We start from the raw sequence: 12,993 nt of genomic DNA, 5'->3' as shown, positions 1-12,993 counted from the left end.
CCTTCCCCGCAGATTCGGAACGAGCCCTCTCCATGACCGTCACCACCGACCACTCCACCCGCCGCGCCGATGAACGCACGGTGCGGCAGGACATCGACCAGTTGCACGCCGAAGCTCTCGGCCTCGCCCGGCGCGCGAAGGAACTGGCTCTCGTCCTGGACCACGGCGACTACTCCGCCGCCGGAGGACGTGTTCGTTCGGCCGTTGCCCACATCTGGCGGGCCGCCGAGGACCTGCACAGCGCCTTCCACACCGCGCCCCCGCACTGTGCCGGACCCGATGCGTCGGTGTCACGGCTGTGCGGCCGGCGGATGCGCTACCTGGCGGCCCGCGTCGCCCGGGGGGCCGAGTAGTGGACCTCATCATGCCCGGCGGCATCTCACTGGTCCTCTACGCCGTGACGGCCGTGCTCGCCCTGGCCCTGGTGGCGCTCTGGTTCCTGCTCAATCGCGGACGGCGCAACGCCGGATTCGCGAGCAAGGGACAGCTCAAGCGCCAGATGTCGGCCAAAGCAGTCCTGAAGGCCACCGAAATCAGGCCCTCCCTCAGCGGCGACGACGGCCGCAACAGCCGCGCAGCCCGGGTGAGCTTCGCGAAGAAGCACTCCGCCGCCCGCTGACCTCCCTCCTCCTCGCTCCGGAGTACGTCATGCACCACCCCCTCGATCCTCACGATTTCGGCTACTCGCTGGGCGTCTCGCAGCGTCCGAAGGGTGTCGATCTCTGGTCCCGCGCCGACAAGGCGTGCCGGGTCATCGGCCCGATGGGCAGCGGGAAGACGCTGCGCTTCTTCGCCCCGCTCGTCCGCCGCTGGGCCGGTCCGGTCCTGGCCACCTCGACCAAGCCCGATCTGGTCGAACTGACCCTCGACGCCCGGCAGCGGGACGGCCGCCCCGTCGCGGTCTTCGACCCGCAGAACATCGCTCCGAGCCTCCCGCGCTTCCGGTGGACCCCGATCAACGGCGCAGCCGACACGGAGGTGGCGATGATGCGCGGGAAGGCGTTCGTCGCAGGCTCGCGCACCCCCAATAGCGCGGCACAGTCGAGCGAAGGCAGCGCCTTCTACAAGGGGCAAGCGTCCAAGATCCTTGCCGCCTTCTTCCACGCCGCCGCCCTCGACGGCGCGTCCCTCGACTGGGTGCTGCGGTGGGCCCGCAAGCTGACCGACCCGGCGCCCCTCGGCATCCTCAACGCCCACCCCGGCGCCGGCCCCGGTTGGGCGGACATGCTCCGCACGGCGACCACCGGCGACAGCCGCACCGTCGGCAACACGGCCAGCACCCTGGACGCGGCGCTCGAACCCTTCATGCACCAGTCGGTGATCAACGCCCTTCAGGGAGAGGGCGAGGAACCCACGGACTTCGGTGCGTTCCTCGATGCCGGCGGCACCCTCTACCTCCTCGGCAAGGACTCGGAGGTGAACAGCGTCGCGCCGCTCACCACCGCGATAGCCGAAGACCTCCTGGACCTCGCGGAGGCGCACGCCCTCGCTTCCCCGGCCGGGCGGCTTGACCCCGCTCTCCTCGCGGCCCTGGACGAGGCGCCGAACATCGCGCCCATCCCGTCCCTACGCCAACGCGTCGCCGACGGCCGTGGCCGTGGCATCACGGTCGTCTACGGCCTCCAGGCGTGGGCGTCCGCTCGTGCCCGCTTCGGAGAGGACACCGCCAAGGAACTGGCGGCCTTCACCAACAACGTCATCGTTTTGCCTGGGGACAAGGACCCCGACTTCCTCAAGGACATGTCCGACCTGTGCGGTCAGGTCGAGCGGGAGCACACGACGAAGACCACGTCCGGCGGAGACCGCGGCGGCCACTCCACGGCCACGCACATGGCCCTCGAACCCGTCCTTCGAGGAGACGAGATCAGGCGCCTGCCCGAGGGCCACGCTCTGGTCCTCGCGGACAACCTCCCGCCGATCGTCACCCGGCTCGACGGTATGTGGACCTGGGATTCCTGGCCCGAGATCGAGAGGCACGTCCGCGACCTGCGGGGCGCCAACGAGGCCGAGCGGACCCGGCGGGCGACTGAGAAGAGGAACCAGGCCAAGGCACACGCGGCGGCGTGGGCCGGCCGTGAAGGAGCGGCTGCCGCATGACCGAGTCCCTGACCCACTTCGAGCCCTTTCCCGAGCCGCCCGCGCTGATCCTGGAGTACATCGCGGATCGAAGCACGGAGGAGTCCGTTGCCGTCGACGGCCCCACTCCGTGGGACCTCGGCGCCCTGTCCGCCGAATTGATCGGGCCGATGCCTGCCTGGCTCGACTCCGTGTGCCGCTGGCTCAACCGGACGTACGCCTGGCAGCCACAGGACGTCATCCCGCCCTGCTGGGCGAAGCACGAGGGCCTGACGTACGAGATCGCGGCCCTGGCCTTCGCCAGGGAAGACGCGTACGCGGAAGCGGGCTCGTCGGTGATCTGGCACGAGCAGTACGACCGCTTCGTCACCCGCATGAACAAGGCGCTGGGCAAGGCGGGCGACGAATGCCGTGTCGGCAAGCACGACGAGCGTCCGGCGCGTTTCCAGCTCGCGGCCTGGCCCACCGCCAAGAGCGAAGAGACCAGAGCCGCAGGACGGGTCGAGGAGATGGCCTGATGATGACGGACCCGAACATGGTCTTCTCGGCGGACCCTCGTCACGGACTGGTGGCGCGGAGCGGCTGGGAGCAGGAGGAGGCCCGGACCGTGCTCCGTGATCTCGGATGGGAGTGGGCCGAGGAGCTACACGCCCTCGTCCCACCGGACGACGTGTCGGAGGTCGACGCCGGTCTTCAGGCGGTGAAGGAACTGCACCTGCACGGACACCGGACCGGGTACGCCCTGGGGCCGTACGGCGCGATGCGGTTGACCCTGGACCGTGCGGAGCAGGTGTTCACGAAGGCCGTCGCCTCGAACACGTCCGAGACTCGTCCCAGTGGGCAACCGGATGGGACCGAGCGCCGCCGTTCGGTGTATAGGGGCGAGCCGACTCCCGAGGAACTGATCGCTCCGCATGGACCCGAGTCCCCTGCAATCTGAACACGACAGAGGCGGCCGTCAGCGTTCGAGGAGCCTCCCCCATCTCCCCGAACGCTGTCTCTGTCATTGGCCCGCTTCGGCAGCGAGTCTCGGAGCAATCCGTGCGCAACGAGCGGCGTACTCCGTGAGGTGCTGAGCCCTGAACTGCTCGGCATCCCAGTCCTCGTCACGGACTTCGCCGTCAGGCCAGATGTAAGCGAGGCCGCGTCCGCCAGAGGTCAGCGGGATCTCGCGCAGGTCGTAGCGGTCATCCTCGAAGGCGTCGAGAATCAACCACTCTTTCCGGCTCAGGTCAGTGAACAGCATTCCAGGTGCTACGGAACCCGGGGCCGCCACGAGCCCCGGGTATACGCGGCCCTCCAGGGATGCCGCGCGCCAGCCGGGTGCGCGGGCGGATAGACGCTGCGGTATCCGCCCGATCAGTGCTACGAGGACGGCATCGAACTGGAGCGTCCCGTACGTGAACAGGATCGCTCCATCAGGAGAGAGTCGGTCCCGGCGACCAACAGGTGCCGGGACGGCGAAAGGCTTTACGGGTGCTTGGTGCATAGTCGTTCCAGCCATCACGAACTGGGCAGGTACATGGCGTCATAGGTCGGTGACTCGGGAGCGTGCTTGATCTCCCCCATCACCGTGTACCCCCAACGCAGATACGCATCGTGAGCCGGCTGGTTGTCGATGATGCAAGTAAGGACCGTGGCACTCTCCGCACGGCCGGTGATCACGGTGTCGTGGATCTTTCTGCCGAGGCCCTGGTTCTGGTACTCGGGAAGGACCATCAGCTCTCGGAGCCAGAACACCTGCCCGGAGTCCGCAAGGGTCCGGAGCTGCGTCGGCCTCCGGTCACCAAGCGACGTCCACCAGGGCTTGTCGACGGGCAGCGTGGCGCCGTGCACGTAACCGATGATCTGCCCGTTCCGGCGTGCGGTCACCGTCTCGAAGCCCTCGCTGCCGTACGCGGCCTCCAGCCGCTCCCGGAAGGAGGCGACGGAGAAGAACGGGTCACCGATGTACGGGGGAACGTCGTACACCCGGGCGTACACCTCCACCAGTTCATCGGTGATGGCCTTGACCGACACCTGGTCGTACCGCTGGTACTCCGCTACCACTGGCTGCATCTCTCCTTCTTGCCCATTCACGCGACAACCGCGCGGATCTCTTCAAGCAGGTCCCCTACCCCGCGGGCGCGATAGTGGGGAGCCAGTCCGTCATGGACGATCTTCAACTGCTGGACTGTCCGAGCGGAAGACATGCCCGCCGTCCGGATCAGCCCGATGGCTTTCTTCGAGGCATCCACACTGTGGTCGATGTCCCCTGCGCCGATCGCTGCCGTCGCGAGCCGGCCGAGGCACATACCTCTGTTCCGCGAGTGCGCTACGTCCTGAAGCTTCTCCGACTGTGCGAGGAGTCTCTGAGCGCGTGCCGTCTGGCCGAGGTCGAGACGGCACATGCCCTCCAGACACACCAATTCGGCTTGATTAAGGAACGTGGTCCAGTCCGGGTCACGGTCGTCCGTCCCGCGTTCCCATTCCTTCCACGCTCTCCTGATCGCGGACTCACAGTTGAAGACGTCACCGACGCGGGCATGACCTTGCGCCTCGCGGATCGCTAGCAGCGCGGAGACCCGTGTCGGCGCGTTCCACATCTCGGCGTGCGTCTGCGCGAGCCGGGCGAAGCGAATCGCTTCTCGTCCCTTATTCAGGTCTACGGCCTGTCGGCACATGTTGCTCAAGGTCCGACTCGATAGGACGTCGTCGCCGGTCAGCATCGCGGCATTCAGCGCTTCGGAGAAATACTGCCGGGCCTGGGTATGAAGCCCTGCATCATACGAGAACCAGCCGAGACTGGTAGTGAACTTCCCGGCAAGGGAGTGGAGTTGCTGGCCAAGCTGGTCGTCGTAGATACCTCGGTCGATCATGTGGTGCACCCATAGCAGGTGAGCGCGCGTCGGTCGCCAGAGCCGGTTTCCGCCGAACTGCTGATCCTGAGCATCCATATCGTCTGCTGCTTCACGCAGCAGCTCGACCTCGTCCTCCGCGATTCGCCAGTCCGTGGAACTGGCCACGCCAGTCGTCGTCTGGGCCAGCCACGGTGGTGGGTCCTGGTCGCCCCCGGCAAAGAGCGGGACGGCAGCGGCCGACTGCTCGATGAGGGGGACCGGCGTCACGACAGGCACCGCAGAGTCCTCAGCGGGCTCCCTCCGGGAGCCTGGGCGGAGCCCCAGCTCCTCGACTGATCGCTGGAAGTACACCTCCAGGACCACCCGTGTATCCGGATGCGGATAGGGACGCGGCTTCGTTTCGCTTTCCCACTTCGACATCTGGCGGACGGTGAAGGTGGGGCGCTTCGACACTCGCCTCTCGGCTGCAAGCCGACCCGCCAGGGCATTGAGTTCAGCGACCGCTTGCGCCTGGGTCCGGTTACGGGTCTCGCGTAACGCTCTCATCGGGCTGCGGCTCACCGGCTACCCCCTTGCCAACTGGTGTCAGCTCACCGTAGCGGTCGTGCAGTGGGGCGTGTGAGGTGTCGTCAGCGAAAGCGCTGGTGAGGGTGAGAGAGCCTTCCAAAGGGCGGGAGAAGGGCGGGTAGGGGGCAGCCAGTGTTCCGGCGAAAAGACCTGTTCACGGCCATTGCTCTTCGGTGCACTAGGTGACGGCGGGCGCACCCTGCGTACCGATCCGTCTGTGTGCCGAACTTGGAGAGCCGATGGAGACCTGCAACGTGGCTGGCGAGCACGAGCGCCTGTCTGCGTGGTTCGCTTCGGCAACTCCCTCGCCGGCCGACTCCATGTCCGCCTGGCGCCTCGCACCCGACTTCCCCCGGCGGCTGCCGACCGGCATCACCTTCGATGTCGTACTGGCGCACCGCACTCTCGTTGAGCTGGCGTACGACATCCTGCGCCGGTACGAACAGACCGTCGGACCGGCTGTCCGCTTCACGAACCTGACCACGGCGGCCGTCCTCGTGCCGCCCGGCACCGCAGCCCGCTGGGGCAAGCTGGTCGCCGGGGCCTCCTGGCTCGACCGGAGTGCCGTTCCGATGTGCCTCGGTGCTGGCCACGCGGTTCGCATCCCCGGGCTCACGCCATCGGTGCAGGACGTACCGGTGGAGTGGCTGGAGGCACCCAACACTGAGTCGGCCATAGGTGGCGCCCCCCTGCTCACCGCCCCGGTGCAACTGGTCCGCTGCCTTGCCGAAGCACGTTTCCTCCTTGCCCCCGACGATGAGCGGAGCCCTCTCAGCAGGGCAGTATCCGCGGTCCGGGCGGTCCTCCGAGCCCCCCAGAGGACGTGATGACAACGACTGCCGTACGGCCGCGCCGCGCCCCCCACCGCGACGGCGACCTCATGAGTTCCACGTTCGAGATCAAGCAGCGACCGCCGGGGGAACTTCCTCCTCGCGAGGACGGTGAACAGGTCGGCGTCATGCGACACCGGACCCGAGAACGCCTGAACGCCCACGGCCTGGCCTACGTCGCTGAAGAGGCGGTCCTGATCGTTTCCGAGCTGGTCACCAACGCCATCGTGCACAGCGGAGGCCGAGAAATCACCGTAACCCTCTCTCTCCACGACGGCTTCCTGCGCATCGACGTACACGACGGTGTGCCCAGCTACCGCACACTGCCCCAAGCCCCCGGTGACACCGACGAGCACGGCCGCGGCCTGGTCCTCGTGGAGTCGATCGCCGAGGACCGGCGAGGCACCTGGGGCGTCGCGGACGGAGGCGCCACCACATGGTGCGAGCTGAGTTTGGCGGCCTGCTGATGACGAACATCGCAGTACGAGACGGAATCGCGGGCCCCGAGTCGATGCCGGTCCGCGTCAAGGACCCGACGGTTCCCAGGGGCCTCCTCCGGGTCGTGAGGATCACCGCCATGCGCGGAAGACCCGTGACCCACCCCCTCGGGGGGAGGCGCCGCCGCAGCGCGCCCCGGCATCGCTCTGTGGGAGAGCCGCCGGCCCGTTCAACCGCTCGCCCGTCGTCGGCGACGGACGAGCCCTCGCCCGGTATCGGGCCTGCACCAGGACCGGTACCGGATGAAGCGTGTGGGGAGGAGTCACCCCCTCACCAGACTCCTCCCCACACGCACCACCCGCAGGAAAGGACGACGAACAGCGATGAGTGTCAGGACCGGATTTCAGCCGAACCGTCGGGGCTGGCCCTCCTGGCGGCGCGTATCCGACCCCCTGATACGGCGCCCTGGCTAGCGTCCCCATATGACGCCGCCGAGCACGCGCGCCACAAGCACCAACGACGACAGGAACGGGTATTCTGATGACCGCTATTGACGACTCGACAGTTCGTGATCCCGATGCGCTGCGTGCGGACATGGTCCGCGCGCTCCGCGACGAGGACGGGGTCAAGACCGAGCCCGTCGCTGCCGCCTTCGCCGCCGTGCCCCGGCACATGTTCGCGCCGGATGCGCCGCCGGAACTGGCGTACAGCCTGCACCGCACCGTGCCGGTCAAGAAGGACGAACACGGCATGGACATCAGCGTCATGTCCGCGGCCCACCTCCAGGCCGTCATGCTGGAGCAGGCCGAGATCGAGTCCGGCATGAAGGTTCTGGAGATCGGCTCCGGTGGAGTAAATGCCGCTTACCTTCAGGAACTCGTCGGCAGCAAAGGCGAGGTCACCACGGTCGACATCGACCGCGACGTCATCGACCGGGCCCGCCAGTGCCTTGATGACGCGGGGTACGCCCGGGTGAAGACGGTCCTCGATGACGGTGAGCACGGCGTCCCCGACGGTGCCCCGTATGACCGGATCATCGTGACTGCGGCAGCGTGGGACATCCCTTCGTCGTGGATCAACGGACTCACGGAGAACGGCCGGCTCGTCGTCCCGCTCACGGTGTGCGGGACGACCCGCAGCATCGCCTTCGACCGCGACGGAGACGGCCTGATCAGCCGTTCCTACGGCCTGGCGCACTTCGTGCCCATGCAGGGCGAGGGTGCCGCCGACGAGCGCAAGGTGATGCTGCGGGAGGGCATCGCTCTGCAGACCGACGACGTGCGGGTGCCCCTGGAGCCCCAAGCGCTCAACGCGGCCATCGGCATGCCCCGGCTGGAGCACTGGTCCGGTGCTGCTTATGACCTGCCCGACGAGCTGGACCTGTTCCTCACGCTCAAGCTGCCGAGCCCAGCCCGCCTCCACGCCTCGCAGGAAATCGTCGCCAGCGGACTCGTGGAAGCGTCTGCCCTCAAGGGTGTGCCTGCGCTGGTGAGCCAGGACAGCATCGCCTACCGCACACGCCGCGAGAACGCCGACACCGGGGGCTTCGAGAGCGGCGTGATCGCCCACGGCCCGCAGGCCGAAGCACTCGCCGACCAGTACGCGGACCTGCTCCGCCGCTGGGCGCAGAACCACCGTCGACGGGGAGCCGCGACGTTCCGCTACCTGCCGGGACCCGCCCCCACGCCCTTGCCCGGGGACGCCGTGCTGCGCCGCCACGGCATCGTTACGGCGACCTGGGCTTAAGACTCCGGGGCCCTCGGGCTCCGGGACCGTGCACCATCCGTCAAGTGCCCCAAGGAGGCATACATGACCGTACAGATGGAGCGCCCGCTGGCGCCCGTGCAGCCGGACGCCGCTCTGACGCCGTCCGGTGAGTCGGCGGACTGGGACCTCGACATCACCATCGTCGAGGGCGGCCCGGCCGCGGACCAGCTCATCCGTCTGACGAGCGACGGATGTAACTCCACGTGCGCCACGGCGTGCGTGAGCTGCCCGTAGCAGTACCGACCGCGTTGATCGCGGTGCTCGGCCGCGTCCAGCTCATGGGTGCGGCCGGGCACCGCGCGGCCAGAGGAGGGGCACATGTACCGCCATGTCGATGCAGCGCTGATCCGGGGCGCTGCGGGACACCCGGACGAGCAGATCGTCTTGCCGGACCTCGTGAGCGCCGCTTCGAACTCCGCATCGTGGCGAACGTGGCTACAGCAGACCTGGTCCCGCTCAGAGTTCCCCGCGGCCGTCACGGCTGCCAGCCCTGACCTCGCGAACCGCGTCGAACAGGTCTGCGCCGGCCGCCCACTGTCGGACGCCACCGTGCGCCGTACCGTGCTCGCTGTTCTTCGCTACCTGCTGCGCGCCCGCACGCGCGCCACGCCGTTCGGTCTGTTCTCCGGGGTTGCAGCCGCGCGCATAGGTGCCACGCCCTCGGTGCGCTTCGGCTATGCACACCGTCCCTCGGCCAGAGCAGACGCCGAACACGCCACGCTCCTGGCCGACCGCTTCGAGCAGCATCCAGCACTGCAACCGCGCCTGATGCTGCTCACCTCCAGCCTCGCCACAGAACACGACGATCACGTGGTGATCGAGCATCGGCCCAACGGTAAACGCGATGCCGGCCCCGAACACGTACGGATACGCATGACGGGACCCGTGCGCGGAGCCCTGAACGGCGCACGGAGGCCAATCCCGTGGACCGACCTCGCGACGAAGCTCGCCGTCGACTTCCCCGGCGCCCCGCCCGCGGCGATAGACAAGCTCCTCTCGGGCCTGGTTCAGCAACGGATCCTGCTCACCAGCCTGCGCCCCGCGATGACAACGCCCGACCCGCTCACCGGCCTCAACGACCACGCACACCACCTGTCCATGGACGAGAAGGCCGAGCTGGCCGAGACTCCCCGTCCCGTGATCGACCTTCGCCTGGACTGGGACTTGACCATCCCGGAGACGGTGGCCCGCGAGGCAGCCATGGCAGCAAAGGCTCTCAGCCGACTCGCGCCCCGCTCCGCACTGACTGGCTGGACCGAATGGCACGGCCGGTTCCTCGACCGATACGGGCCGCGAGCGATCGTCCCCGTCCTGAACGCCATCAATGAGCTGGGATACCCGCCCGGCTACCTCGGCGCCACCACCGCGCCAGCGCTCTCCCCCCTGCCCGATCGGGACAGCCGCCTCATCAACCTCGCCCACGCCGCCGCCGTCCAGGGCCGTACTGAGGTCGTGCTAAACGACGCTGCGCTGGAAGACCTGGCCACCACCGAACCCGGCCACCCGGTCCAGCCCAGCACCGAGTTGACCGTACGCGTCGATGCCGTTGACTCTGCCGCGCTCCAGCGGGGCGAGTTCATCCTGCATGTCGTCGGCGTGGCGCGCTCGGCCGGGACTACCACCGGCCGCCTTCTCAACCTGCTGCCCGATGAAGACCGGCACCGTATGACCGACGTGTACGCCGGGCTTCCGGGAGTGCACCGCGGCGCGCTCGTGGCTCAGATCAGTGCTACCCCTCTATCCGTCCGCGCAGAGAACGTCGCACGCGCTCCGCAGGTGACCAATCTGGTGATCTCGCTGGGCGAATACCAGAGCCCTGGCAGCCGCTTGGTCCCGGTGACGGACCTGGCCATCACTGCCGACGCCGAACAGCTCCACCTCGTCTCGCTCTCCCGCCGCTGCCCGGTGCATACGCTGTTGCTCAACGCGGTGGACCTGGGGCTGCACTCCCATCCGCTCACCAGGTTCCTGGCCGAGGCACCGGTTGCCCTCGCTGTGCCCTGCACGGGCTTCCTGTGGGGCACCGCTGCCTCGAACCTTCCGTTCCTGCCCGCGCTGCGCTACGGCCGCACGATCCTCTCGCCGGCTCGCTGGCTCCTCGACCACGACGACCTGCCCGCCGCGTCAGCACCGTGGCCGGAGTGGGACGAAGCCCTGACCCGGCGGTGCAGCGACATGCACCTTCCCGAGCACATGTACCTCAGCGAGGCCGATCAGCGCATTGCTCTGGACCTGACCGAGCCCTCCCACCGGGCCCTACTCCGCGCCCACCTCGACCGCGACGGTAAGGCGACCTTGCACCCTGCCCCAGGGCCCCAGGCACTGGGGTGGACCGGCGGTCGTGCCCACGAAGCCGTGATCCCCCTGATCACAGAGCAGAACCACGCACCTGTGCGGACGACGGCCCACGTCGTTGCCCGCGATCACGGACACCTGCCCGGCAGCGGAAACCGTCTCTACCTCCAGCTCCACGGAGGCCGAGACTGGCAAGACCCCATCTTGATCCGACACTTGCCGACTCTGCTCAGGGGCCTAGGCAACCCCCGCTGCTGGTTCGTCCGCTACCCCAACCCCCACGACCACCTTCGTCTTCGCCTGACCTGCGCACCCCGAACCCTCGGTACGGCCTTCGAGCACATCGGCGAGTGGACCGAGCAGCTTCGCCGCCGAGGGCTAATCACCCATGCCAGCGTGGAGACCCACCATCCGGAGACTGCGCGGTTCGGCGGACCCGCAGCGATCGACGCGGCCGAGGCGTACTTCGCCGCGGACTCCGTCGCCGCGCTGGCCCAGCTCACCGCCGCAGGAGCGAAGAACGCACCGGATGCCCGTGCGGTGACCGCCGTGAGCATGGTCGACATCGCCGTCGGCCTGTTGGGTGACCGCGCCACGGCGATGCACTGGCTCATCGAGCACACCCGAACCGACTCAACTGCCCCTCCCCGCACGGTCTACCGACAGGCCGTCGACCTGGTGCACACGCACCCCAGCGGTTTGGACGAACACACCATCGCGGCCTGGGCCGCGCGACGGACAGCGCTGGCCGACTACGCCCGCGCGCTCGCGGAGACGGAATCGAACCCCGACGATCTGCTGCCCGACCTTCTGCACCTGCACCACGTACGGGTGCAAGGGCCCGGCCTGCCGGAGGAGCGCGCACACCTCCACCTGGCCAGGGCCGGGGCCCTGAGCTGGACGGCACGAGCAAGGAGAACGCCGTGACCACGACAGCCCCTGCTCCCGCCGCGCTGTCGACCGCCGACAAGTTGGCCGATGCCTTGGCCGACCCGGCTACCGCGTGGCCGAACGGCCGGCCCGGCGGCGGACGGGCGTGGCCCCAGTCGCTCGCCGGGGGCGCCTCGGGCATCGCCTTGCTGCACATCGAACGGGCTCGTACCGGCCGCGGTTCCTGGGAGACGGCGCACCCCTGGCTGGCTGCGGCTGTGGACGGCGAAGTCAGCGCGGCGGCCAACGCGAACCTGTACTTCGGTGCTCCCGCCCTCGCTTTCATCACGCACCGCGCGGCGAGCGCTTCAAGCCGATACTTGCGGCTCCTGGAGCGCCTGGACGCAGCCACCCTCGCTGTCACCAGAACCCGGCTCGCCACCGCCCACCAACGCATCGACCGTGCCGAACGCCCTCCGATGGAAGAGTTCGACCTGATTCAAGGGCTCTCCGGGCTCGGGGCCTATCACCTCAGCCGCCACCCTCACCACGAAATCACCCGCGACACTTTGGCCTACCTGGTGCGGTTGACCGAGCCCCTGCCCGACTCTGCCGGACTGCCGCCCTGGTGGATGAACGTCGCCCCCACTGGCGCGCTCCACCTCGATTACCCCGGCGGACACGGCAACTTCGGGCTCGCCCACGGCATCGGCGCCGCCTTGGCCGTGCTCTCGCAGGCCCTGATCTACGGAGTGACCCTGCCCGGCCTGCCCGACGCCATCGAACGGATCTGCGGCTGGACCGACCGCTGGCGGCAAGGCAACGACACCCATCCCTGGTGGCCCGGCCAGATCACCACGCAGCAAGCAACCGACCAACACGTCCACGCCGAACTCCGCCCCCGGCCCTCCTGGTGTTACGGAGCCAGCGGCACCGCCCGCGCCCAGCAACTGGCCGGTCTCGCCCTCGGAGATCCAATCCGTGTGCAGCTGGCGGAGAACGCGATCCTCGACGCCCTGCGCGACCCGCACCAGCAGGCCAAGCTCCCCGAGATCGGGCTGTGCCACGGCATGGCCGGCCTGCTGCACGCGGCATGGCGCATGGCCACCGAGACCGACAACCCCGCCATCGCCGCAGAGCTACCGCACCTCGCCGAGCGGCTGATCACCGCACTCGAACAGGACGGTCACGACCCGGAACTCCTCGACGGAGCCGCTGGCGCGGCACTCGCCCTGCACACCATCGGCACGAATCACGTGCCCGCTCCCCACTGGGACACCTTCCTCGCCCTGGCCTGAACACCACGGAGG

General features: G+C 68.6%; 14 protein-coding genes. 11 read left to right on the top strand and 3 right to left on the bottom strand.

The window, feature by feature from the left end:
* The first annotated feature begins 32 nt into the window (after positions 1 to 32).
* Genes ACFY32_RS26960 through ACFY32_RS26940 form a run of 5 tightly spaced genes read left to right on the top strand, consistent with a single transcriptional unit; the run spans position 33 to position 3,016 of the window.
* Positions 33 to 353 (top strand): DUF6238 family protein, encoded by a 321-nt coding sequence (locus ACFY32_RS26960; protein ID WP_390675493.1) that lies wholly within the window; start codon positions 33 to 35, stop codon positions 351 to 353.
* Entirely contained in the window at positions 353 to 619 is a 267-nt protein-coding gene (locus tag ACFY32_RS26955) for a hypothetical protein (RefSeq protein WP_390675492.1), read from the top strand. Before ACFY32_RS26960 ends, ACFY32_RS26955 begins: the two co-directional genes overlap by 1 nt.
* Positions 620 to 648: 29 nt before the next feature.
* Positions 649 to 2,097 (top strand): type IV secretory system conjugative DNA transfer family protein, encoded by a 1,449-nt coding sequence (locus ACFY32_RS26950; protein ID WP_390675491.1) that lies wholly within the window; start codon positions 649 to 651, stop codon positions 2,095 to 2,097.
* Positions 2,094 to 2,594: a hypothetical protein gene (locus tag ACFY32_RS26945; RefSeq protein ID WP_390675490.1), complete on the top strand. Its 501-nt coding sequence runs from the start codon at positions 2,094 to 2,096 to the stop codon at positions 2,592 to 2,594. Before ACFY32_RS26950 ends, ACFY32_RS26945 begins: the two co-directional genes overlap by 4 nt.
* Positions 2,594 to 3,016, top strand: a complete 423-nt coding sequence (locus ACFY32_RS26940) for a hypothetical protein (protein ID WP_390675489.1) — start codon at positions 2,594 to 2,596, stop codon at positions 3,014 to 3,016. The genes ACFY32_RS26945 and ACFY32_RS26940 overlap by 1 nt, the downstream gene beginning before the upstream one ends.
* A gap of 63 nt (positions 3,017 to 3,079) precedes the next feature.
* Here the strand turns inward: ACFY32_RS26940 and ACFY32_RS26935 are convergent, their stop codons facing one another.
* From ACFY32_RS26935 to ACFY32_RS26925, 3 genes are read right to left on the bottom strand one after another with little or no spacing between them, the layout of a single operon-like run.
* Positions 3,080 to 3,565, bottom strand: a complete 486-nt coding sequence (locus ACFY32_RS26935) for a gamma-glutamylcyclotransferase family protein (RefSeq protein ID WP_390675488.1) — start codon at positions 3,563 to 3,565, stop codon at positions 3,080 to 3,082.
* A gap of 14 nt (positions 3,566 to 3,579) precedes the next feature.
* Positions 3,580 to 4,134 (bottom strand): GNAT family N-acetyltransferase, encoded by a 555-nt coding sequence (locus tag ACFY32_RS26930; RefSeq protein WP_390675487.1) that lies wholly within the window; start codon positions 4,132 to 4,134, stop codon positions 3,580 to 3,582.
* A gap of 17 nt (positions 4,135 to 4,151) precedes the next feature.
* Complete coding sequence (locus tag ACFY32_RS26925; protein ID WP_390675486.1) at positions 4,152 to 5,477, bottom strand: hypothetical protein; 1,326 nt, start codon at positions 5,475 to 5,477, stop codon at positions 4,152 to 4,154.
* A 326-nt stretch (positions 5,478 to 5,803) separates the two neighbouring features.
* On the opposite strand from ACFY32_RS26925, the gene ACFY32_RS26920 reads away from it, so the two are divergent.
* From ACFY32_RS26920 to ACFY32_RS26895, 6 genes are all read left to right on the top strand, one after another.
* A complete protein-coding gene (locus ACFY32_RS26920; RefSeq protein ID WP_390675485.1) occupies positions 5,804 to 6,310 on the top strand; it encodes a hypothetical protein in 507 nt (168 codons plus the stop codon).
* Positions 6,310 to 6,780, top strand: a complete 471-nt coding sequence (locus ACFY32_RS26915; RefSeq protein ID WP_390675484.1) for an ATP-binding protein — start codon at positions 6,310 to 6,312, stop codon at positions 6,778 to 6,780. The genes ACFY32_RS26920 and ACFY32_RS26915 overlap by 1 nt, the downstream gene beginning before the upstream one ends.
* A 511-nt stretch (positions 6,781 to 7,291) precedes the next feature.
* Positions 7,292 to 8,497 (top strand): methyltransferase, FxLD system, encoded by a 1,206-nt coding sequence (fxlM, locus tag ACFY32_RS26910; RefSeq protein WP_390675483.1) that lies wholly within the window; start codon positions 7,292 to 7,294, stop codon positions 8,495 to 8,497.
* Between the two features lie 63 nt (positions 8,498 to 8,560).
* Entirely contained in the window at positions 8,561 to 8,752 is a 192-nt protein-coding gene (locus ACFY32_RS26905; protein WP_390675482.1) for an FxLD family lanthipeptide, read from the top strand.
* Between the two features lie 84 nt (positions 8,753 to 8,836).
* Complete coding sequence (locus tag ACFY32_RS26900; protein WP_390675481.1) at positions 8,837 to 11,740, top strand: lantibiotic dehydratase; 2,904 nt, start codon at positions 8,837 to 8,839, stop codon at positions 11,738 to 11,740.
* The gene (locus tag ACFY32_RS26895) at positions 11,737 to 12,981 is read left to right on the top strand and encodes a lanthionine synthetase C family protein (protein WP_390675480.1); all 1,245 of its coding nucleotides are present in this window, start codon (positions 11,737 to 11,739) and stop codon (positions 12,979 to 12,981) included. Before ACFY32_RS26900 ends, ACFY32_RS26895 begins: the two co-directional genes overlap by 4 nt.
* Positions 12,982 to 12,993 lie beyond the last annotated feature (12 nt).

The organism is Streptomyces sp. NPDC000134, assembly GCF_042899225.1.
In the GTDB taxonomy this organism is placed as follows: domain Bacteria; phylum Actinomycetota; class Actinomycetes; order Streptomycetales; family Streptomycetaceae; genus Streptomyces.
This window is presented reverse-complemented; position numbering and strand designations above follow the sequence as displayed.

Coding starts and splice junctions, on each gene's coding strand:
- ACFY32_RS26960 (WP_390675493.1), top strand. CDS start 33: ATGACCGTCACCACCGACCACTCCACCCGCCGCGCCGATGAACGCACG.
- ACFY32_RS26950 (WP_390675491.1), top strand. CDS start 649: ATGCACCACCCCCTCGATCCTCACGATTTCGGCTACTCGCTGGGCGTC.
- ACFY32_RS26945 (WP_390675490.1), top strand. CDS start 2,094: ATGACCGAGTCCCTGACCCACTTCGAGCCCTTTCCCGAGCCGCCCGCG.
- ACFY32_RS26940 (WP_390675489.1), top strand. CDS start 2,594: ATGATGACGGACCCGAACATGGTCTTCTCGGCGGACCCTCGTCACGGA.
- ACFY32_RS26935 (WP_390675488.1), bottom strand. CDS start 3,565: ATGCACCAAGCACCCGTAAAGCCTTTCGCCGTCCCGGCACCTGTTGGT.
- ACFY32_RS26930 (WP_390675487.1), bottom strand. CDS start 4,134: ATGCAGCCAGTGGTAGCGGAGTACCAGCGGTACGACCAGGTGTCGGTC.
- ACFY32_RS26920 (WP_390675485.1), top strand. CDS start 5,804: ATGTCCGCCTGGCGCCTCGCACCCGACTTCCCCCGGCGGCTGCCGACC.
- ACFY32_RS26915 (WP_390675484.1), top strand. CDS start 6,310: ATGACAACGACTGCCGTACGGCCGCGCCGCGCCCCCCACCGCGACGGC.
- fxlM (WP_390675483.1), top strand. CDS start 7,292: ATGACCGCTATTGACGACTCGACAGTTCGTGATCCCGATGCGCTGCGT.
- ACFY32_RS26905 (WP_390675482.1), top strand. CDS start 8,561: ATGACCGTACAGATGGAGCGCCCGCTGGCGCCCGTGCAGCCGGACGCC.
- ACFY32_RS26900 (WP_390675481.1), top strand. CDS start 8,837: ATGTACCGCCATGTCGATGCAGCGCTGATCCGGGGCGCTGCGGGACAC.